This is a genomic window from Constantimarinum furrinae, assembly GCF_014295415.1.
In the GTDB taxonomy this organism is placed as follows: Bacteria; Bacteroidota; Bacteroidia; order Flavobacteriales; family Flavobacteriaceae; genus Constantimarinum; species Constantimarinum furrinae.
This window is the reverse complement of sequence record NZ_CP052909.1, coordinates 779,464-801,282: the sequence shown is the minus strand read 5'-3', so window position 1 is coordinate 801,282 and position 21,819 is coordinate 779,464. Positions and strand designations below refer to the sequence as shown.

Genomic DNA, 21,819 nt, shown 5'->3' with positions numbered 1-21,819 from the left:
TTTGAAACCGCTATGATGTTATCGTAGCGGTTTTTTTATTTTTGCGCTATGGCAAACAACGACGATCAATTTAAGCGTGTAGTCTCTCACGCAAAGGAATACGGGTATATTTTTGGCTCGAGTGAGATCTACGACGGTCTTAGTGCAGTATACGACTATGCTCAAAACGGGGTAGAACTTAAAAAGAACATTAGGGAATACTGGTGGCGAAGTATGGTATATATGCATCAGAATATAGTTGGGATAGATGCCGCCATCCTTATGCACCCTACAACATGGAAAGCTTCGGGACACGTTGATGCCTTTAATGATCCTTTGATCGATAATAAGGATTCAAAAAAAAGATACAGAGCCGATGTGTTGATCGAGGATTATGCTGAAAAGCTCAATATAAAGGCTCAAAAAGAAATAGATAAAGCAAAAAAACGCTTTGGTGAGAGTTTTGACGAAGCACAGTTTGTAGCAACAAACCCCAGAGTTTTACGATATAAGGAAGAGCAGCAAGAGGTTTTGGCTCGTATGGCCAGATCTTTGGAAGCTGAAGACCTTGCCGATGTAAAAGCGCTTATAGAAGAATTGGGAATAGCCGATCCTGATACAGGATCAAAGAACTGGACTGAAGTTCGGCAGTTTAATTTAATGTTCGGAACCAAGTTAGGGGCTTCGGCAGAAAGTGCAACCGATCTCTATTTACGTCCGGAAACGGCACAAGGGATCTTTGTTAACTTTTTAAATGTTCAGAAAACCGGAAGGATGAAGATACCGTTTGGGATCGCACAAACCGGAAAGGCTTTTAGAAATGAGATCGTGGCTAGACAGTTTATCTTCAGAATGCGGGAATTTGAACAAATGGAGATGCAGTTTTTTGTAAGACCCGGAGATGAGATCAAGTGGTACGAATACTGGAAGGAAACTCGGTTAAAATGGCACTTGTCCTTGGGGCTGGGAGAGGAAAATTACCGCTTTCATGACCACGAAAAACTGGCGCATTATGCCAATGCCGCTTCCGATATAGAGTTTAATTTTCCTTTCGGGTTTAAGGAGTTGGAAGGAATTCACTCCCGTACCGACTTCGACCTGAAAGCACACGAAAAATTCTCGGGTAAAAAATTGCAGTTCTTCGACCCCGAACTCAACGAAAATTATGTGCCTTATGTCGTAGAAACCTCCATAGGTTTGGACCGGATGTTCCTGGCGGTACTCAGTAACTCTCTTCAGGAAGAAACTCTGGAAGACGGAAGCAGTAGAACCGTGTTAAAATTACCTTCCATTTTGGCTCCGGTAAAGGCGGCCGTTTTTCCTTTAGTAAAAAAGGACGGGCTTCCAGAAATTGCACATGAGATCATTGAGGAGCTTCAGTGGGATTACAATGTGATCTACGATGAAAAGGATGCCGTGGGAAGGCGGTATCGTCGACAGGATGCGGCAGGAACGCCCTTCTGTATTACAGTAGATCATCAAACTAAGGAAGATCGAACGGTAACCATTCGTCATAGAGACAGCATGGAACAGGAAAGGATTGCAATCACCGATATTTCAGCAAAGATCAGCAAAAGTATTTCCTATAAGGATTGGTTGTCTTAGAAGTTCCAGAAATAATTAGTAGAAGGCTTGCCATTTTGGTAAGCTTTTCTTTTTTAAATGATTGGGATTGAGTAAATTTATCGACTTAATCTTTATTAAACTTAATTTGTAATTATGAAACTTAAACATTACTTTTTTGTAGTCATTGCTATTGTTTTTGGCATACAGGCTAATGCGCAGCAACAAGGGGTTGCGGGACCTGTGGATAGCGGGATATTGGCAGACCCGGTCTATGTACCCAGTATTGCAGAGCAATTGAGAAACGGTACCTTTGTCCCGGCCGACAATACGCCAACAGAAGGGCGTCCTAAAAGACAATACGGTAATAGGATTGTTCCCGGTAAAGGATCGGTAGGTGTTGATCCTGTACTTCAAACCGAAGCACCAACAAGACAAAGCAATCCGCCACTACTTACGTTTGAGGCAGATATTTCGCAGGCTACGCCATCAGATCCAACAGGAGCTGTAGGACCTAATCACTATTTGGCAGCCTGGAATTCGGCATTTAGAATTTTCGACAAATCGGGAAATCCGTTAACTCCTGAAGCTTCTTTGGCAACTATTTTTCCAGGGAATGCGATCGGTGACCCTATCATGATCTATGATCAAATGGCAGACCGGTTTCTTATCACAGAATTCGATGCTAATCCAAATGGTTTTAATGTGGCTGTTTCTACTGGGCCTGATCCAGTAAATGACGGATGGCATGTATATACCACAGGGTTTGGTACTGGTCAGTTCCCGGATTATACAAAATTTTCGGTATGGCCCGATGGATACTATGTTACTGCAAATATCGGTACGAGACGTGTTTTTGCTGTTGAACGCGAAAAAATGATCAACGGAGAATCGGCACAGTTTCAGAGCTTTCAGTTAGGTGGAATTTCCACCTCAGGCTTCTACAGTCCTCAAGGTTTTCATCATACGGCCGGATCTCATCCGGAACCTGGGAATTTTAATATAGTTTATCTTCAAGATGATGCTTGGAGTGGTGTGGCCGATGATCACCTAAAGATATGGACGATCAATGTAGATTGGGAGACACCCGGAAATTCAACGATTTCTACTGCTCAAGAAATTACTACTGCCGACTTTATTAGTGTTTTTGATGGGGGATCTTTTGCCAATCTTTCTCAACCATCCGGCCCTGCTATCGATGCACTGCAGGCCACTATCATGAATCAGGCGCAATTCCGTCAGTTTGACGGTTACAACTCTGTTGTTTTCAACTTTGTTGTGGATACCGATCCTACAGCAGGAGAATTAGCCGGAGTACGGTGGTATGAATTAAGACAAACAGCCAGCGGGCAACCGTGGAGTATTTTTCAGGAAGGGACATATACTACGCCTACAGCGGGTAGACATGCGTTCTCCGGAAGTATGGCCATGGATATTTATGGAAATATCGGGATGGCATATAGTTCAGTAAGTACCAGTGAAATGATCTCAATTCGATACACCGGACGCTTGCAAGGGGATGCCCCGGGTACCATGACCTTTGCTGAAGGACTATTAGCTCAGAGTACGGCTAACAGCCCATCAACACGTTTTGCAGATTACGTTCATTTAACAGTAGATCCGGTTACCGATAGAAATTTCTGGCATATTGCCGAATATTTCAATCCAAACCGTAGAGATGTTGTAGGTGTTTTTAACTTAGAGAATGCCTTACCTGCAAATGATGTTGCAATTGTTGATATATTACCGGAAAGTGGTGCATTAACCGCAACGGAGGATATTACCATTACTATAGAAAATTATGGTACCACCACCCAAACGACGATACCTGTTACTTACAGTATAGACGGAGGTGTTCCGGTTGCGGAAATATATACCGGATCTATTCCGGCTGGAGGCACAGACACGTATACCTTTACGGTACAAGCAGATCTATCTATTCCAAACCATTTATATCGTATTGAAACCAACGCGAATCTAGTGGGAGATAATTTTACCGATAATGACTATTACGCCGAAAATGTGCGCAATGTTGAAATTCTGTCTGCGGGAGATCTTCAATTCGAAAATGCCGAGTTATTCGTTACATCAACAGATAACAAAAACTTTGAGATAACCCTTAGAACGACTTATGATGACGTACTTCAGTTTTCTGTATATGATATTAACGGGAAACAACTTGTATTCAACAACCTTGTTAATGAAGGAAATAAATTTACCTACTCATTAGACATGTCGTATGTAGCAAGTGGAGTTTATATGATCAAGCTTGGTAATTCTACCATAGAAAAATCTGCCAAGATCATCGTAAAGTAATTTTAAACCTATTTGAAACAAAAAAGAGGAGCATTGCTCCTCTTTTTTGTTTTCAAGTAGTTTTTCTTATCGCTTCTGAATCTCAGTGAGTGAAACCGGATTTGCCTTGGTACAACGATTTGGCATTCTAAGACCGGTAAACTTAAACCATACCTCCATGCCGTCCTTCATATAGGTTTTTTCCATATTGATGGGATCCAACTCATAATTGTAATCATTGTTTTCGATCACTTTAATGGTATACGGACAATCTCCTTCTTTGGTTGATGCTACGATCACCCCTTTCATAAATCCTGCTTCTACCATTTTCTGATCCTGCATGGCGTTATCGTTCATATTATCATTAGCAGTTCCTTCTGTGGTTTTGGTAGATCCGCAGCAAGCTGTAAGTCCGATGGAAATTACAAGTAAAAATGTTTTCAATAGTGTCATAATGTCGTTAATAATTGGTTTGTGAAGTTAAATTACAAATAATGTACCGTTATATAGAAATATAGGTTCAGATTTAAGAGAAATTTCTGATTTACAACGGTTTAGTCTAGCAAATTAATAGACATTAATTGTATTAAAGCATTAAAAATCAATGATTTATAGAAACTGGATTTTTTAAATAATATTCGTATTTATCGAGAGAAGATGTTATTTTTGGAAAACTTAAAAATTTGTTAACCTAAAACTAATCTAATGAATCTTAAAAACTATTCTTTCTTGATTCTTATCATGGTATTTTCATTTTCCATGACTGCTCAGGAATCCATCCCCAATGTTCCTCAAAATGCTAATTATGTAGGGACTGTAACCTCTATGGAGTATGTCCCTTCCATAGCTTCCAGAATGAGTGAATTGGTTCCGGCCGATATGACTCCAAGACAAGCTCGTGATAAAAGATCACAGGGTAATAAGGTGGTTATCGGAAAAGACCCGCAAACCACAGACGATATTCTGGCAAGCAATCCAGATCCCGCTACCGGATCTGTTCGATCTATGCCTCCAATTCTGGTATTTGATGCAGCTTCATCAAATTCACAACCCACAGATCCATCTTTGGCTGTAGGTCCTAATCACGTATTTGTAGTGTTTAATACCGGTTTTACAATTTATGATAAAGCAGGAAATCAATTATTAGGGCAAACAAGTCCAAACCCTGCAATCTTCCCTTCAGGCGGATGTTGCGACCTTACGGTTTCGTATGATAATCTTGCAGACAGATGGGTAGTTTCCTTCTTAGGTGGAGGTGCTCAGATAGCAGTATCTGATGGTCCAGACCCGCTTACTTCAGGTTGGTATGTGTATACCATTGGTGCGATCAACGATTACCAAAAGCTTTCGGTATGGAGTGATGGATACTATATGACAGACAATACTGGTTCTTCCAATAAGGTATGGGCCATGGAAAGAGATGAAATGCTCGCGGGAAATCCCGGAGCTCAAATTTTAGGATTCAATTTACCGGGTATAGTAACCAGCGGTTTTTACAGTCCGCAGGTTTTAAACATTAGCGATGACACTCATCCGGCTACTGGTGGTGCAACCGTTATATATATGCAGGATGATGCCTGGTCTGGTGTTTCTACAGATCATGTAAAATACTGGACGATCGATGTGGACTGGACTACTCCCGGTAACTCAACAATTTCTTCAGCAACTCAAATTAATACAACGCCATTTATATCTGTATTTGACGGAGGTAGCTTCTCAAACCTCTCGCAACCAAACGGAGGTATTGCCATCGATGCCCTACAGGCAACTATAATGAATCAGGCGCAATTCAGAAAATTCGGAACTCATAATTCGGCAGTATTCAACTTTGTGGTTGATACTGATGCATCTTCAGGTGAACTAGCAGGAGTGAGATGGTTTGAGTTTAGACAAACGGCAGACAATATGCCTTGGACCTTGTATCAGGAAGGTACCTATACTGCACCCGATGGACGACATGCATGGCATGCCAGCCTTATTATGGACGGAAGTGGAAATATTGGAATGGGTTATTCTTCAATGTCCGGACCAACTACTCCAACAACTACGTTCGTAAGTTCGTACTATACAGGGCGTTTTGATGGAGATCCTCTAGGGGTAATGACCGTGTTTGAAGAGCCTATTGCGGCAGGAAACGCAAACATCCCGGGCCTTCGATACGGAGATTATAGTAAGATCGATATTGATCCGTCAGACGATGAGACTTTCTGGTTTATCAATGAATATATGAACAGCGGAAGAAAAGATGTAGTGGGTGCCTTTAGATTAGTGCCTAATACCACTGTTAACGATATTGGAATTACGGCTATTTTACAACCGGTGAATGGTGTACTTACAAATGCCGAGACTATTGAAGTATCTATTAGAAACTTTGGAATAAACGATATTACAAATCCGGATATTCAATATACCATCGATGGAGGAACTCCTGTAGTTGAAACCTACCCGGGAACTATTCCTGCAGAATCTATAGTGATGTATACATTTACTACTACGGCAGATCTTTCAAATCCCGGATCTTACGATATAGAAGCGAAAACAAATCTGGGTACAGATTCTAACCCAGGAAACGATGCCTTAACTAAGACAGTAACCAATGGACTACTGTATTGTACTCCGGTTTTGGATTGTTCTTTTGGTGATGGATTTCAATTGTTCTCAGTCGCTGAGATTAATAACCCATCCGGGTGTGAAGGTTATGGTGATTTTACCAGTCAGGTAGCAACACTTAACCCCGGAACAACCTATGACCTAACAGTTACTACCGGTTATGGAGATCAGTTTGTAAGTGTTTGGATCGATTTCAATGATAACGGTACTTTCGAAAATAACGAAAAGGTGGTAGATAACTATGAGATCGCTAACGGTCAGGGTGCAGGGACATATACTGAAACAATGGATTTGGTTGTTCCGGCAAATGCCACGCTAGGTTTACATCGTATGCGTGCCAAGACCAACTGGGATGCTCCGGTACCTTCAGATGCGTGTGATGTTACATCTTTTGGTGAAACGGAAGACTATACTGCAAATATTGATGGTACCTTAGGGAACCAGGAGATTGAACTTGCAGATTCCGAATTGATCGTGGTGTCTAAGCCAAATAATCAATTTGATGTTACCCTTGTAACAGGTTTTGACGGCACAGCTTCTATTGCAATTTACAATCAATTAGGACAGCTTTTGGCCTTTAATAACCTTGTAAAAGAAGGTGACAGATTTACTTATGAGTTGGACATGAGCTATGCTGCGAGCGGAGTTTATTTTATAAAAATGGGAGACCGTAGTTCTAAAGCCTTTCAATCGGCTAAGATCATTGTGGAATAAATATTTAAAATTTACTGATGAAAAGGAGGGCTTTTGCCCTCCTTTTTTTTATTTATTTAATAGGTAATCCAGGCACTCCAGTTACAGTTGGACGACCCGCTCCCGGCATCCATCCTAACACGCCACTCTCCTTGTGTTGCACCTCCAATTTCTGAAGCTTGTAAGGTTATTAGAATATTGTCTTGCCCTTGTACAAAAGGTCCTTTTGTAAATGAATAAATTAACTCGTTAGTGCTGGGGGACCATTCAATTTCATGATTTATATCCAAAGGAGGTGTGATACCGTCATATTCTGTGTCGTAATGTAACTCCACACGTGATCTATACGGATACCCGCTAACCATATTTATAGGATAGTTATCTTCGCAGAATCCTAAAACTACCGAGTCTGCCAAAATATCATCGTCGTATATTTCTGTGTTTTTAGAACATGAACTGAAAGTAAGAATAACAAGGAACGCGAATACCGGAAATTTGAAATTTTTCATAATTGGGATACTTTAAAGGTTTGTTACCTTCGAAAGGTGGAACTTCTTTTTAAAACTTATGGCGTTTAAAGCAAAATACAGGAAAAATCCTGTTTAAAGCTCAGGGTTTTTCCTAATACTTTCGGCGAAGTCACTATATTTTAAAAGACTTGAAACCAGTTTAGTAGATAGCGATGTTACATCGTTAAAAGAATGCCCGTAACTGAATACTTCCGGTATGTACCATACTGGTGTTTTCACTTTTTCTTCCGAAGTAAGACAAGTTTGCATCCAGATATTTAGTGATCCGCTTCTGAAATAATAAATTCCATGTAAAATTAGTCCCCGGCTGAAGGCCTTCCAACATCTGATATGCCACAGGAGAGAACGGGCTCCCCGTAAAGTCATTGTCTATATAATTGAATTCTCCGTTAATGGAGATCTTTTCTACGTTGTTAAAAGAGAACGAAAACCCCATGGTCTGCTGCTTCAGTTGTTCCATTTCGCCCAACACATTGTCCTCATTGGCATATTGATAAAACACATCAATACGCGCTTGCCGGTTGAGTAGATAGGAGACCTTCGGATTCACCTCATAGGTGTCCAACTCAAAATTCCGGCTGGAAAAGTTTTCCGAAGTACTGCTATTAGTGCCCAAAGCACCCTTTAAAGTGAGTAGCCAGCTCTCCCAGAACTTATGATTAAAATTAAATTGATGACTTTTTAGTTCATTCTCCTGTAATCCCAGTGCGATAAGGTTGCTGTTCGATGTGGAAATGTAGGTGTAACTTGTTGTGAAATGTTGCTTACCCCTGTTAAAAAATAAGGCGTTTCTGAAATTTAGTGAAAGTCCGAGTTCATCCTCTCCGCCACTATCAAAAGGGTTGACGTTAAAGGCATTGTCATTTCTTCTAATTTTTCGGTTTAATACGTAGGACGTCTGATTGTAAAACTGTGAAAGCAGCTTTAAGAACCCCTCTTTCGAGGACCAGTTTTGTGGATTAAGAGTTAAGATCTGACTGAATTTATTTTCTCTTATCTTTAAGAATACCTGATTGGGAAGCAAGATTCGTACATATTCGGCTTCATCCTGGAACTGCGCTATTTCAAACTCATCTAATTCCTGAATTCCATTATTGTTGTAATCATTCCACGTGTAAATTCCTTGACCCGGATCAACCTTTACATAGGTAAATTCCTGCTGCGCAACAACCCCGCTGTTAGACTCTAAAGCCGTGTTTAATCGAATCCCTCCGTCCAATAGCGACTGATTGTAAAGTATTCTGGTCGTTAACGACTCCTCATCATCATCTCCGTCATCGGCATCTTTTAATTGTCTGTAGTTGGCATAAAGGCTCAACTGGGTATTTTGAGTGTTTAACGGGCGGGATTTCAGATAATAGGTATTGGAAGAATTTACTCTTTGCAGCTTGCCGGCTCTAAGACTGTCTGTAATTCGGTATTGATATCCGCCTTCAACAAAAACCTTAGTACTGTCACCAATTCCCGTAAAAACTTCGTAGGCGCTAAACCGCTGACTCACCCCGCTAAGACTGTCATTATTTATTTCTTTTACCTGATTATCTTCGGCTCCAACTTTACCGCCCACCCAGGCCTTTTTGAAGGAATAAGTTGAGCGGTTGTGTATTCTGAAAAATTTAGAATCCAGAGAATCTCCGGTGCTGTTTAGGTGACTTCCGTGTGTTTGCGTTTTAAATTTATCAAATCGCAATTCTGAAGCCAATACATGTCTGTTCCCTTTAAAATTCTCTGAGTAATTTAAATTCTGAAACGCATATTGTGCACCACCCAGCTTAGGTTGTGATACCTCAACCCCTGTGATCAAAAAACGCTGGTCACCCATGGGGTTTATAAGATTCCAGTCCCGGTTAAATTCAATGTTGTACAAACGCTCTATGGTCTTAAAATCCCTGTTTATAAAATCCATAGACCCAAAAGCGTCAAGTTTTAAAGAATCCTGAGTTTTGAGCAGGGTTTGCCGTGCAGCCAGCCTGCCGGCAAACCCGTCATTATCATCGTCATCCAGCGATGAGAACAGGTTCAGGTCGTTTTGGCTCGCTGCAATTTCAAAATCCACGGTAGTCTTTTCACCGGGGCGATAACTTCCGTTTAATCCGCCTAACTGTAGTTTGGTAGGCGCATTTAATTGTATAATTGGCTCGTAATTTCCCTGCGGTATTCCGTTAACAGGAGGGACATATTCGAAGATACGCGTAATCGCTCCGCTTTCTGAAATCACATAATTTCCGTTATTTTCACCCACCAGAGTAAAACGGACATTAAAAAGCTCGTCTTCCGGGTCGTTAGAGAAGATAAATACCTCAACACCATTCACGGTTTCTATCTTGTACAAAATTTTGTTTTCTGAAAAAGTATCCGGTACGGCCGAGGGTGCTGTCATTTCATTCATATCGTCACCCGCGGCCTGTAATATCATCACCTGCTCTTCTGAAAGATTTTGTTGAAGCGGCTGATTCTTTGCATCGTTTTCGGTATACGCATACACCCCTATATCCAATTTTTCACTAGTAAAATTGCCACCTCCATAACCAATAAAACGCGTATAATTCCTGTCGGTGTATTGGTATTCTACATTAATCCGCATATTGGATGTGATAGGAAAGGTAGGATTAAACTTTATCTCACCGGCATTGTAATCGATCACATAATCGGCATTCTCACCCCTACTTAACAAAAGCCCATTCACATACACTCTTTCACTGCCTGAAACGATGAGAATAAAGAGTTCTCCATTAGGTCCCACCAGCTTATAAGGCCCTTGATTTCCTTCTTGTCCAATAAAGGTACTACGAGCAAAGACCCCTCTAACAAGAGCTCCAGCCGCAAAAGCCGATGTTTTTGATCCGTTAGAATGATTAAGGGTGCCTCCTAGCGAGATTCCCTGTACTTTCTTAATAAAGCGACCAAAATAACTGCTATTATTTTCCAGATTTACATCACCCGCACGAATGTTCCAGTTGTCGCTGTACAATTCAATAAAGATTTCATCAAATTCATCCAGACTTTGTGAATACCCTCCTTCCTGAGTGGGAATATTGGAATCCTGAATGGATGCCCGAATGGAAACTTTATCACTTAGCTTACCTGTGATTTGCAAATCCAATTCCGAATTCACCACAGCATTCTGGTTATTTCCAATGGTTACACCTCGGGAAATACTTCCAACAGTATTAAGACCTTCAAAGGGTGTAAAGGCTTTTTTAGTCCCTTCTTGATCCAGCGCATATAGTTTTTCGATGCTGCCATCGCCCGAAACGATGATCTTAGGGTCTAATGTGAAATAATCCCTGGTAAGATAATCGGGATATCGCAGATAATTAAGGGTCACAGAATCCTGTGCTCGTTGTTGATTTTTAGAAAACACCAAGATCCCCTTTGCAAAATCAACGGTATAGGCGGTCGAATCTACAGCCTGTCCGGTTTTATCCAAAACTTCGAATCTCGCCGGATTTATACTCACCGAATCAATTACAATCGTATCTCTAACCGCCATTGTTTTGGTGCGGTAAAGTGATTCGTTTTCCTGTCCGTAAGCAAAGCCCACAACACAAATGGCAAAACAAGACAGGAAAAGCTTTTTCATACTATGCTAACGCGGGAATTACTTTATCTATACAACTTGTGGTAACGATATTTATTTTGTTGATTGTTTTGTTAAAACCTTTCGGCAGATGCGCTTTGTAAATATACATTGTTATTTAATTTAGTGCTTTCTGTCACCAACTCCTCGTCTTTTTTAATTTTGTTGGTAATTACTGAAGTTTAGTATGCTGCTACCTTTATAAGAGGATAAATAAATTGAAATGACCATGAAAATTATCTCATATAATGTAAACGGAATTCGCGCCGCTATGCGCAAAGGGTTTATCGATTGGCTTAAACAAGCTAATCCCGATGTGATCTGTCTTCAGGAAATAAAAGCAAATATGGATCAGGTAACTCTCGAAGACATTGAGGAAGCCGGGTATCCATATCACTACTGGTACAGTGCCCAAAAGAAAGGATATAGCGGAGTGGCCATTTTCAGTAAAATAAAACCCAATCATGTGGAATACGGAACCGGGATCGATTATATGGATTTTGAAGGACGTAATCTGCGGCTGGATTTCGACGATGTTTCGGTGATGAGCTTGTATTTGCCTAGTGGAACCAATATGGCCCGTCTGGATCATAAACTTACCTATATGGCCGATTTTCAGCAGTATATCAACGAACTCCGAAAGGAGATCCCAAATCTTGTGATCTGTGGCGATTACAATATTTGTCATGAAGCGATCGATATTCACGACCCTGTAAGAAATAAAACCGTTTCAGGGTTTTTACCGGTAGAACGAGAGTGGATAGGCGGTTTCATAGATAGTGGTTTTATCGATTCCTTCCGTCATTTAAATAAGGAACCACATCACTATACCTGGTGGAGTTATCGTGCTAATGCTCGGGCAAATAACAAGGGCTGGCGTATCGATTACAATATGGTTGCAGAACCCTTGCAAGAAAATATAAAACGCGCCGTTATACTACCGGACGCTATGCATAGTGATCACTGTCCCTTATTATTGGAACTTGAATTTTAAATATTTCTAATGAACCTGCTCAATACAAAAAATATGCTTAAAAAGTTTTTCTTCGGAATATTCATAGCCGTAATTTCTACATCCTGCGTTTCTTCAAAAATATATGAAGACCTGCAGGATAAATACGCTGCTTTAAAAGCCGAAAATGAATCCCTCATGTCACAATTAGATAATGCTGAAGGAAATGACGAACCATACACCCTCGCTTCCTTAAAAAAGGAAATTGAAACCCTGAAAGCAGAAAACAGCCGATTGGCAATGGAACTCGCTGCATCTGAAAATAACTACAACAGGCTTAAAACTTCCTATGATGCATTGGAAGCCAATAGTTCTTCTGCACTTACCGAAAATTTGGAACGAAATCGCAAATTATTAACGCAGTTAGAGGAAAAAGAGAAAGCCCTGGCTCTCGAAAATGAACGACTTCAAAAGCTGCAAAAGGATCTTGCCGCAAGATCGCAACGCGTGGAAGAGCTGGAGGGTATTATCGCGGCTAAAGATGCCAAAATGACTGCACTTAAAAATGCGATCTCAGCAGCACTAACCAGTTTTGAAGGCAACGGATTAACAGTAGAACAGCGTGATGGAAAAGTGTATGTTTCCATGGAAAATAAATTGCTATTCGACAGTGGAAGCTGGGCTGTAAATACCCGCGGAAGACAAGCAGTAGTGGCACTGGGAAATGTGCTTGCTGAAAATAAAGAAATTGCGGTGCTTATAGAGGGACACACAGATAATGTACCTTACGGCGGTAGTGGTAACATTACAGACAATTGGGATCTCTCAACCAAGAGAGCTACAGCGATCGTGACTATACTCACCGAGAATTCCGGAATTCCAAAAGATAACCTCACCGCAGCCGGAAGAGGCGAATATGCACCAATTGCCCCTAATACCACTTCCGAAGGAAAAGCGAAAAACAGAAGAATAGAGGTGATCCTAACACCAAAACTTGACGAGATCTCTAAATTGCTGAATGAAATTTAGAACATTGTCTTATGTGTCTGTTTAGAGCGGCTTACTAAATAATCCATACTTTGAAATACATCCATTTTCCCAATACAGAACTTGAAGTAAGCAAAATTTGTCTCGGCACCATGACATGGGGGCAACAGAATACAGAGGCCGAAGGTCATGCACAAATGGAATTGGCATTAGAAAAGGGAGTCAATTTTATCGATACCGCAGAAATGTATTCCGTACCCGGAAAAGCCGAAACCCAGGGCAGTACCGAACGAATAATTGGCTCATGGATAAAGAAGACCGGCAAGCGGGATAAGATCGTTTTAGCTTCTAAAATTACGGGGCCTAATCGTTTTTTTGAATTCATTCGAAAGGATTTAAGTTTTTCCGGGAACGCACTGGAGGAAGCACTTAACAATAGCCTTAAACGTCTTAATACAGATTATCTGGACCTGTACCAGCTGCACTGGCCCGAACGTTCTGTAAATATCTTTGGAACCCGCGATTATGATTATTCCAGGAACAACGAATGGAAGGATAATATAGCAGTACTTATCGAACGTATGGAAGCTTTGGTCGCTACTGGAAAGGTAAGGTATATTGGATTGTCGAATGAAACTCCATTCGGTCTCATGCGATATATGGAAGAAGCTCGTAAAGGAGCTACTAAAATGGTGTCTGTACAAAACGCATATAACCTGCTTAATCGGCGCGATGAAATTGGTCTCACCGAAGTGCTGCAGCAGGAAAAGATAGGGTACCTTCCGTATTCCCCCCTCGCATTCGGACAACTTAGTGGTAAATATTTAAACGGGGCTCGACCGGAGAATGCCCGGGTAACCTTATTCCCGAATTATTCCCGCTATCAGGGGAAAGGCTCGTTTGAAGCCACGGCGAGGTATCAAAGCATTGCAGCAAAACACGGTCTCAGCCTGGCTCAGATGGCACTAGCTTTTGTACGACAGCAACCTTTTGTGACCTCTACGATCATTGGTGCGACCACCTTACAACAGCTTTCAGAGAATATTGACAGTGTAGATTTGGAGCTTTCCGAAGAAATTCTGAAAGAAATTAACGAAGTTCATCAAGAGATACCCAATCCGGCCCCTTAGTTTTTTTAAGCGGTGTATAAAGCATGCTAAAAGTAAAGGTTTAGCTTACAAAGGCACTGTATCCGGTAATGGCACGCCCAACGATAAGGGAATTAATCTCCTTGGTGCCTTCATACGAATAAATAGCTTCGGCATCGGCCACAAAACGAGCCACATCGTATTCCAGTAAAATTCCGTTTCCACCCATTACCTCGCGAGCACGACTCACCACATCCCTGGTGCGCATGCTGCAAAATACTTTAGCGAGCGATGCATGTTCATCGGTCATAATGCCTTGGTCCTGCATTTCTGAAAGTCGGAAACACAAGGTTTGCATGGCAGTGAGATTGGCAACCATTTCCACCAAATGGTTTTGTATAAGCTGAAAAGCCGCAATAGGTCGTCCAAACTGTTCTCGTTTTTTGGTATACTTCAGTGCACTCTCGTAAGCACCTCTGGAGCAACCAACCGCCTGCCAGGCTACTGCAGCCCGGGTCATTTTAAGCACCTTGGCGGTGTCTTTAAAGGAATCGCACTTTTGAAGCCGGTCACTTTCCGGAATTCTGCAATCGGTTAGCATTATAAGTGCATTTTGTACCGTGCGGAGGGCCATTTTATCTTCCATTTTCTCGGCTTTAAAACCCGGATTTCCTTTTCGTACCAAAAATCCTTTTACCCGATTCGTCTCTTCATCTCGGGCCCAGATCACCGTCACATCGGCAAAAGTTGCATTCCCTATCCATTTTTTTTGTCCGTTTAGCACCCATTCATCGCCTTCCTGTCTGCACGTAGTTCCCAATCCGCCGGCCACTGCCGAACCTACATCCGGTTCTGTTAAGCCAAAGGCTCCAATAAGTTCCATTTTTTGCATTTTGGGTAACCATTCTTCTTTTTGCGAATCACTTCCGCAGAGATAAATAGAACCCATGGCAAGTCCGCTGTGTACCCCAAAAAAGGTAGAAATTGAAACATCGATCCGCGCAAGTTCCATAGCAACGATTCCTTCCATCAAAAAAGATTCATCACGCGAGCCAATACCTTTATACGCCATTCCGCAGATATTTAATTCGGCCATTTTAGGAATGATCTCGAAAGGGAATTCGGCTTTATTCCAGTATTTGTTAGCAATAGGCTTGACCTCTTTTTCCATGAACTGCCGCACTTCCAACTGTAATTCGCGTTGTTCATCGCTAAGTTTTAAACTTAGATCATAAAAATCTCCGTCTATAGGCGGGAGTTTGTGCTGTCCTTTCTTACTCTGACTTTTCAGCATTTTCATTAAGCCCTGCAACTGACGATCATCGAGTTCACCTACCGCGGCCATAACCTCAGGCAGGTCTATTTTTTCTGAAATCTTTCCGAGGGCATCCAAATCCACTTCGCGCATTAGCGCTATAGTTTGCTTAATTTTCTTGAAGATTGACATATCGAGCGTTTAGTTTCAATTAAAGATACTGTGTACGCTGTGGATAACCCTCTAATAAAAGGTTAATTCTATAAAGATTCTTTTACAAGGGACTGGTGTATAAATCCTTTTTGTAATTCTTTCGTTTCAATGTGAAACCAGTTTCCGGTCTGTCCCAATACATGTACGGTGTCGTTATTCGATAAGGATAGCAGTTGTTTATAGGAGGTCGACGGACCATTTCTCAATTCGGCTTTAGTGCGGTTAATTTTTGCAGAGGTGCCAGCATATTCCAAAGAAGTTTCAGGTACTTCTTTTAATTTAATGAAAGGTAAAGGATCTACCGCTCCACGATAACCATTGTAGATGCCAAAATGAAGATGAGGAGCAGTGGTTCTGGCATTTCCGGTGTTCCCTACAAATCCTAACGTATCACCTATCTGAACGCGTTGCCCGTTTTCAGCAGCAATACTGTCCAGATGAGCATAATACAGAGATCGCCCAAAAATACCATCTCGCAACCATACCTGTTTTCCTCCCAAACCACGTTCACCTGTAAAACTAATCCTTCCTTCGGTGGCTGCCACTACAGGTGTACCGCGTTTCGCGAAAATATCAACGCCTTTATGCGATCTTCTTCCGCCATCACGGGATGCCCCCCAAAAGCTCTGAATATTCTTGTTTCCGGCTCCCGCTACGGGAAAATAATATTGGGGATTCGTATAGATTTTAGTTTGGAATTGTGAATCGCTGTCCATTTCGGGTTGTAGAACCAAAAGATACCGCGCGCTTTCATTTACTTCATACAGTAAAAAATGTTCTCCCGGTTGTGAACTTGCTACCGGTTTTTCAGAAAACAACGAATCTTTTTTCTGAAACAGATCAAGAAAGACCTCGGTTGAATCTGAAACCGGATCAATATACACCAGAAGTTGCTCTCCTTCCTTCAGGGATAACCCATAACTGTACACCGAATGATGACTCGATGAGAATTGACCCGCTTCGGAATAGGGAAGATCAATTTCAAGACTGTCTTTTCGTGCTCTTGTATATGCCTCTTTCCATGCCAGATAACGGCTGTCCTCTTTATAAAAATTCCGCTCATAGACTTCCCGGGCCGTCGGATTCGTAATTACGTCCGTTGCCTTTTGAATCTGTCGGCAACTCAGGCTTAACACCACCAAAGTACATACCAGTAAAACCATTTTCATAGCGGTATGTTTCATACAGAAATCATACCAAAAAAGTGTGAAGGTTATCCGAATAGATGATGTACAACGTCGTGCACCTTAGCTACTTTGATGATGTTTATGCCGTAGCTTTGTTTTGGCAACTTGCAGTACTTAGAAATGACAATGGTAGCGAAACCCAGTTTTTCAGCTTCCAGGATTCGCTGATCCACCCGGGTTACAGGTCGAACTTCGCCGGCTAATCCTATTTCGGCAGCAAAACACATGGTCTTGTCGATGGCTATATCGATATTGGAGGAAAGCACGGCTGCTACCACCGCAAGATCAATAGCTGGATCATCAACTGTAATACCCCCGGTAATATTTAAAAAAACATCTTTGGCACCTAGTTTAAATCCGGCACGTTTTTCCAACACTGCGAGGATCATGTTAAGTCGTTTTGCATTGTACCCGGTGGCCGATCGCTGAGGTGTCCCGTAGACCGCCGAACTCACCAAAGCCTGTATTTCGATCATAAGCGGTCGCATTCCTTCGAGAGTGGCAGAGATGGCCGTTCCGCTTAGATCTTCTTCATTTTTTGAGATCAGTATTTCGGAAGGATTCTCTACTTCTCGCAATCCGCTGCCCTGCATCTCGTAAATTCCTAGTTCATTCGTGCTGCCAAAGCGATTTTTATTCGCACGAAGTATGCGGTAAATATGATTTCGATCCCCTTCAAATTGAAGAACTGTATCCACCATATGTTCCAGGATCTTTGGCCCCGCAATATTCCCGTCTTTAGTGATATGGCCAATTAGAATAACGGGCGTATCGGTTTCTTTTGCGAATTTTATTAGTTCGGTTGTCGTTTCCCTTATTTGTGAAATGCTGCCTGCGCTGCTCTCTATATAATCGGTATGCAGCGTTTGAATGGAGTCGATCACTACAATATCGGGTTGTAATTCTTCAATATTTCTGAATATATTTTGTGTCTTGGTCTCGGTGAGAATAAAGCAGTTTTCTGAATCCGGTTCGATGCGCTCTGCGCGCATCTTTATTTGCTGAGCACTCTCTTCACCTGAAACATATAGGGTTTTATACGGCAGTCGAAGTGCGATCTGAAGCATGAGTGTACTCTTTCCAATTCCGGGTTCTCCGCCTAAAAGGGTGAGGGATCCGGGGACAAGACCCCCTCCAAGTACACGGTTTAATTCATTGTTTTTAGTATTCATCCGGGCTTCGGAAGTCGTCGATATATCCGTGATCCTTTGTGGTTTTGAAACTCGTTTTGGGACCGATTCAGAAGGTCGCCAGGATGACTTTTCAGCTTTTTGCAATACTTCTTCGGCGATGGTATTCCATTGCTTGCAGGAAGTGCACTGTCCCTGCCATTTCGAGAACTGACTTCCGCAGTTCTGACAGAAAAAAGTTGTTTTTGTCTTTGCCATAGTTCTTTCAGCTAAATTAAATATATTTACTATGATATTCACACTTTCCTCATGCAGAAATATATAGTCGTATTTATTGCCTTTAGCTGCTGTCATATAATGGCACAAGACGCTACCTCTACTAAGGAAATAAAAGCACTTTATCAAAAAATTGATCGTTCTGAAAATGGTGACCGATTGAAATGGATGGACAGCCTTTCCAATTATATCGTTTCAAAGACCGATTATCAAAATGATTCTCTGGTTAAGGCTACCGTCGACTATGCACTAACCCTCGACTCTCTATCTGTAGCAACATGGCAAACGGCTAATCTAATTTATTTTCAGAATAATATTGTAGGAAACCCCGAACAAGGAAACAACATTTTTTTAAAATTCCTGCCAACGGCCCGTAAGTGTGAAGACCCAGTCGCCTTGGCAAAATTTTATCTGGAAGGCGCCGATAGTTATTACTTTATTGAGAAACACGAGACTTCCATAAAGTATTATGATCTAGCCGAAGAGAATGCGCATGCCGGAGGGCATAAAAGATTTGAGGGCCTGGCCAAACTGTATAAGGGGCAAACGCTGAGTTTTATGGGAAATTTTTCTCAAGCTTCTATATTATTACAGGAGGCTGCCAGACTCTTTCAGGAACGAAAAGATACGTTTAATATCATAAGTGCTCGCAATTCATTGTCTGTTCTCTACAGTCAGAATGGTTTTATTGAAGAGGCAAAACAAGAGAGGGATGAGGCCATAGAACTTGCTAAGATAAAGGAGAGCTACGGTCATCTTGCTAGCTTTTATTACAATGCCGCAACCGATCATAGAAAACAGGGAAATGAAGTACAGCGTATCCTTTACTTAAAAATGGGTCTGGAAGCAGGTCGAAAAAGTAAGAATCCCTCATTTTATGATGTTACCATGCTCAGTACTCTGGCAATAGCCTATGCGCAAACCGATAGTCTGGAACTTGCAGAACAGTTTCTTCGGGAAATGGAAGCTATTCCCAATGTGGATATTGAGGGCCGAAACAGAGAGCCTTATGTTGAGGTATTAAAGAATATTGCTTTTGCAAAAGGGAATTACCCTGAAGCATTGGACTATGGGAAAGAGCATCTGGAATTAAAAGCGCGGGGATCTCATTTTGAAGAAATACAGGGAGCAGAAAAGTTTTTGTCTGAAGTCTATGAAGCCATGGGTAATGCTGTAGAGGCTTTGAATCACTTTAAACGATATACCCGCTTAAGGGATTCAATAAATAGTGTTCAAAAGGTAAAAGCATTGTCCTATTATCAAACCCTGTATGAAACCGAAAAACGGGATGCGACAATTGTGGCACAAAAGGGTGATATTGCCCTGTTAAATGCCGAGAATAAAATTAAGAATCAGTGGTTGCTCTTTGGCGGACTGGGATTAGTTGTGTTATTTGGGGGAGTGGTTTTGGTTCGTTCGCGAAACTTCGCAAGAAGACGACAGCGAACGCAGGAAGAGTACTCCAGAAATTTGATCCAGGCTCAGGAAGAGGAACGAACCCGGGTGGCTCGGGAGTTACACGATAGCGTAGGGCAAAAGCTAATGTTACTTACCAAAAAGACGAAAAGTACAGGCAATACCGATATGGAATCTCTGGCAGAAACCACCCTGGATGAATTACGAAGTATCTCACGCGGATTACATCCCTCCACTATGGAAAAATTAGGCGTTACCGCGGCAATTACTTCACTTATCAACGAAGTGGATGCCAATACAGACATTTTCTTTACAAATGAAATTGAAAATATTGATAACGCACTTACTAAAGAAGCTTCATTACATTTGTACAGGATCATTCAGGAAGTGCTCAATAATATGGTAAAACATTCCGAAGCCCGTGCTGCTTCAGTAATTATAGAGAAGAAGGCAAATTTAATTCAGGCCGTGATTCGAGATAACGGGAAAGGTTTTGTATATTCAGAAAAAATTGGAAATGTGAGTACCCTGGGAATGAAAACGCTATTAGAACGGTCGAAAATTTTAGGTTCGGAAATAAAAATAGAGAGCTCCCCCGAAAAAGGTACCACCATTTTTCTTGCTATAGCCATTTAGCCAGTGACGAATAAAGGAAATATAACCATCGTAATTGCAGACGATCATCCCATGCTCCTTAAAGGCTTACAGGATGAACTTGAATCCCACGGCTATAAAGTAGTGGGGCAGGCGCTAAACGGAATGCAGGCGCTGGAACTCATTCTTACGCTTACTCCTTCAGTAGCGCTACTTGATATTGATATGCCTTTGTTAACGGGTTTTGAAGTTATTAAAACCGCAAAAGAGAAGCGATCCCTTACGAAGTTTATAGTGCTTTCTTTTCACAAGGAAGCCGAATATGTATCCCAGGCAAAAGCACTCCAGATCAACGGGTATTTGCTGAAAGAGGATTCCTTTGAAGAAGTGGAACGATGTATAGAGGCGGCAGTAAATGACGAAGAGTATTTTAGCAGATCCTTCGATGCATTTTCGCTTCGGAATGCCAATGAAGAACTGCGTAAACTAAGTTTACTCACTCCTTCTGAAACCACCATATTAAAGTTGATCGCCCAGCAATACACCTCCAATGAAATAGCCGATACGCTCTGTGTATCGTCGCGTACCGTTGAAAAACACCGAAGCAACATTATTGTCAAATTAGGGCTGGAAGGGGGAACAAATGCGGTAACTAATTGGGCCTTGGTTCACAAGAATACGATCATGGCAATGTAGGAATTTGTACGTACTACTACGTAATAAATACGTGTTCCTACCTATATTTTTATTCTCAGTTCCTTACTACCTTGGGGTGACTAAAACTAACCAATGTCATTTCATGCAATTTGCCTGGCTCACAGTCAGGAAGTATTTGTTAAGGGTTTAGCTGCCGGATTAACAAAAAGGAATTTTCGTGTCGTAAAAAAGACGACCAGTGGAATGAAGATCCTTCAATATATTCTGCAGCATGATCCTGCATTGGCAATTTTAGATGCCGAACTCCCCTTATTATCTGCCTTCGACATTATAAGGACTGTTTCTGAAAAACAATTACAAACCAAATTTGTGATCATTTTCCCCGATGTTCATAACCAATATTCCATATCGGCTGGGGCGTTAAAGATCTCTGGTACACTTAATTCCGGTGATTCTCTAAAAACCATTAGTGAATGTATTGAAGCCGTCCTTGCGGGAGGCACGTATTTCAGTGAGGCTCTATCCCTAAAGAAAATGCCCGGCGCTACCGAGCTTCGTGAGCAGATAGATTCGCTTTCAGACATCGAGAAACAACTCCTTGTATTATTGGCCAGAGGATCGACTCCTAAAGATATAGCGAAGCAATTAAAACTTCAACCTAAAGAAGTTAAGACTCAAATAAATTCCATCCTACCCAGACTACAGCTATCAATGGAACCCGAACATCTAAAGAATTGGTTTTCAAACAATAAACATTTTATTGAAGAAATTTCTGTACGCAACAGCACGTAATATATACGTGGTTTTACGTATT

General features: G+C 41.5%; 15 protein-coding genes. 9 read left to right on the top strand and 6 right to left on the bottom strand.

The window, feature by feature from the left end; translation table 11 throughout:
• The first annotated feature begins 48 nt into the window (after positions 1–48).
• Positions 49–1,584, top strand: a complete 1,536-nt coding sequence (locus tag ALE3EI_RS03715; RefSeq protein ID WP_186990968.1) for a glycine--tRNA ligase — start codon at positions 49–51, stop codon at positions 1,582–1,584.
• 114 nt (positions 1,585–1,698) lie between these two features.
• Positions 1,699–3,858 carry a T9SS type A sorting domain-containing protein gene (locus ALE3EI_RS03710; RefSeq protein ID WP_186990966.1) on the top strand — a complete coding sequence of 720 codons (2,160 nt, stop codon included), beginning with the start codon at positions 1,699–1,701 and terminating at the stop codon, positions 3,856–3,858.
• Positions 3,859–3,924: 66 nt separating this feature from the next.
• Here ALE3EI_RS03710 and ALE3EI_RS03705 read toward each other — a convergent pair whose 3' ends face one another.
• A complete protein-coding gene (locus ALE3EI_RS03705) occupies positions 3,925–4,290 on the bottom strand; it encodes a hypothetical protein (protein WP_186990964.1) in 366 nt (121 codons plus the stop codon).
• 252 nt (positions 4,291–4,542) lie between these two features.
• On the opposite strand from ALE3EI_RS03705, the gene ALE3EI_RS03700 reads away from it, so the two are divergent.
• Complete coding sequence (locus tag ALE3EI_RS03700; protein ID WP_186990962.1) at positions 4,543–7,161, top strand: GEVED domain-containing protein; 2,619 nt, start codon at positions 4,543–4,545, stop codon at positions 7,159–7,161.
• 56 nt (positions 7,162–7,217) lie between these two features.
• Here ALE3EI_RS03700 and ALE3EI_RS03695 read toward each other — a convergent pair whose 3' ends face one another.
• Both ALE3EI_RS03695 and ALE3EI_RS03690 read right to left on the bottom strand, forming a co-directional pair.
• The gene (locus tag ALE3EI_RS03695; RefSeq protein WP_186990960.1) at positions 7,218–7,649 is read right to left on the bottom strand and encodes a hypothetical protein; all 432 of its coding nucleotides are present in this window, start codon (positions 7,647–7,649) and stop codon (positions 7,218–7,220) included.
• Positions 7,650–7,833: 184 nt separating this feature from the next.
• Complete coding sequence (locus ALE3EI_RS03690; protein WP_186990958.1) at positions 7,834–11,253, bottom strand: hypothetical protein; 3,420 nt, start codon at positions 11,251–11,253, stop codon at positions 7,834–7,836.
• A 226-nt stretch (positions 11,254–11,479) separates the two neighbouring features.
• On the opposite strand from ALE3EI_RS03690, the gene ALE3EI_RS03685 reads away from it, so the two are divergent.
• The 3 genes from ALE3EI_RS03685 to ALE3EI_RS03675 are packed head-to-tail and all read left to right on the top strand — an operon-like array spanning position 11,480 to position 14,319.
• Positions 11,480–12,244: an exodeoxyribonuclease III gene (locus ALE3EI_RS03685; protein ID WP_186992285.1), complete on the top strand. Its 765-nt coding sequence runs from the start codon at positions 11,480–11,482 to the stop codon at positions 12,242–12,244.
• A gap of 33 nt (positions 12,245–12,277) precedes the next feature.
• On the top strand, positions 12,278–13,231 hold the full coding sequence (locus ALE3EI_RS03680; protein ID WP_186990956.1) for an OmpA/MotB family protein: 954 nt from the start codon (positions 12,278–12,280) through the stop codon (positions 13,229–13,231).
• Between the two features lie 50 nt (positions 13,232–13,281).
• Positions 13,282–14,319: an NADP(H)-dependent aldo-keto reductase gene (locus tag ALE3EI_RS03675; protein WP_186990954.1), complete on the top strand. Its 1,038-nt coding sequence runs from the start codon at positions 13,282–13,284 to the stop codon at positions 14,317–14,319.
• A 40-nt stretch (positions 14,320–14,359) separates the two neighbouring features.
• On the opposite strand, the gene ALE3EI_RS03670 is transcribed toward ALE3EI_RS03675, so the two are convergent.
• The 3 genes from ALE3EI_RS03670 to radA all read right to left on the bottom strand — a co-directional run bounded on the left by ALE3EI_RS03670 (position 14,360) and on the right by radA (position 18,320).
• Positions 14,360–15,724, bottom strand: coding sequence for an acyl-CoA dehydrogenase family protein (locus tag ALE3EI_RS03670; protein ID WP_186990952.1), 1,365 nt, complete (start codon positions 15,722–15,724; stop codon positions 14,360–14,362).
• A gap of 68 nt (positions 15,725–15,792) precedes the next feature.
• A complete protein-coding gene (locus ALE3EI_RS03665; RefSeq protein ID WP_186990950.1) occupies positions 15,793–16,914 on the bottom strand; it encodes a peptidoglycan DD-metalloendopeptidase family protein in 1,122 nt (373 codons plus the stop codon).
• Positions 16,915–16,958: 44 nt separating this feature from the next.
• Positions 16,959–18,320, bottom strand: a complete 1,362-nt coding sequence (gene radA / locus ALE3EI_RS03660; protein WP_186990948.1) for a DNA repair protein RadA — start codon at positions 18,318–18,320, stop codon at positions 16,959–16,961.
• Positions 18,321–18,371: 51 nt separating this feature from the next.
• Here radA and ALE3EI_RS03655 point away from each other — a divergent pair, with 51 nt between their 5' ends.
• The 3 genes from ALE3EI_RS03655 to ALE3EI_RS03645 all read left to right on the top strand — a co-directional run bounded on the left by ALE3EI_RS03655 (position 18,372) and on the right by ALE3EI_RS03645 (position 21,797).
• Positions 18,372–20,390, top strand: a complete 2,019-nt coding sequence (locus ALE3EI_RS03655; protein ID WP_186990946.1) for a tetratricopeptide repeat-containing sensor histidine kinase — start codon at positions 18,372–18,374, stop codon at positions 20,388–20,390.
• Between the two features lie 3 nt (positions 20,391–20,393).
• A complete protein-coding gene (locus ALE3EI_RS03650; protein WP_186990944.1) occupies positions 20,394–21,044 on the top strand; it encodes a response regulator transcription factor in 651 nt (216 codons plus the stop codon).
• Between the two features lie 93 nt (positions 21,045–21,137).
• A complete protein-coding gene (locus ALE3EI_RS03645; protein ID WP_186990942.1) occupies positions 21,138–21,797 on the top strand; it encodes a response regulator transcription factor in 660 nt (219 codons plus the stop codon).
• The last annotated feature ends 22 nt before the right edge of the window (positions 21,798–21,819 follow it).

Bases quoted from the DNA above. Each gene is read 5' to 3' on its own strand.
- ALE3EI_RS03715 (WP_186990968.1), top strand. From the start codon at position 49: ATGGCAAACAACGACGATCAATTTAAGCGTGTAGTCTCTCACGCAAAG.
- ALE3EI_RS03710 (WP_186990966.1), top strand. From the start codon at position 1,699: ATGAAACTTAAACATTACTTTTTTGTAGTCATTGCTATTGTTTTTGGC.
- ALE3EI_RS03705 (WP_186990964.1), bottom strand. From the start codon at position 4,290: ATGACACTATTGAAAACATTTTTACTTGTAATTTCCATCGGACTTACA.
- ALE3EI_RS03700 (WP_186990962.1), top strand. From the start codon at position 4,543: ATGAATCTTAAAAACTATTCTTTCTTGATTCTTATCATGGTATTTTCA.
- ALE3EI_RS03695 (WP_186990960.1), bottom strand. From the start codon at position 7,649: ATGAAAAATTTCAAATTTCCGGTATTCGCGTTCCTTGTTATTCTTACT.
- ALE3EI_RS03690 (WP_186990958.1), bottom strand. From the start codon at position 11,253: ATGAAAAAGCTTTTCCTGTCTTGTTTTGCCATTTGTGTTGTGGGCTTT.
- ALE3EI_RS03685 (WP_186992285.1), top strand. From the start codon at position 11,480: ATGAAAATTATCTCATATAATGTAAACGGAATTCGCGCCGCTATGCGC.
- ALE3EI_RS03680 (WP_186990956.1), top strand. From the start codon at position 12,278: ATGCTTAAAAAGTTTTTCTTCGGAATATTCATAGCCGTAATTTCTACA.
- ALE3EI_RS03670 (WP_186990952.1), bottom strand. From the start codon at position 15,724: ATGTCAATCTTCAAGAAAATTAAGCAAACTATAGCGCTAATGCGCGAA.
- ALE3EI_RS03665 (WP_186990950.1), bottom strand. From the start codon at position 16,914: ATGAAAATGGTTTTACTGGTATGTACTTTGGTGGTGTTAAGCCTGAGT.
- radA (WP_186990948.1), bottom strand. From the start codon at position 18,320: ATGGCAAAGACAAAAACAACTTTTTTCTGTCAGAACTGCGGAAGTCAG.
- ALE3EI_RS03655 (WP_186990946.1), top strand. From the start codon at position 18,372: ATGCAGAAATATATAGTCGTATTTATTGCCTTTAGCTGCTGTCATATA.
- ALE3EI_RS03645 (WP_186990942.1), top strand. From the start codon at position 21,138: ATGTCATTTCATGCAATTTGCCTGGCTCACAGTCAGGAAGTATTTGTT.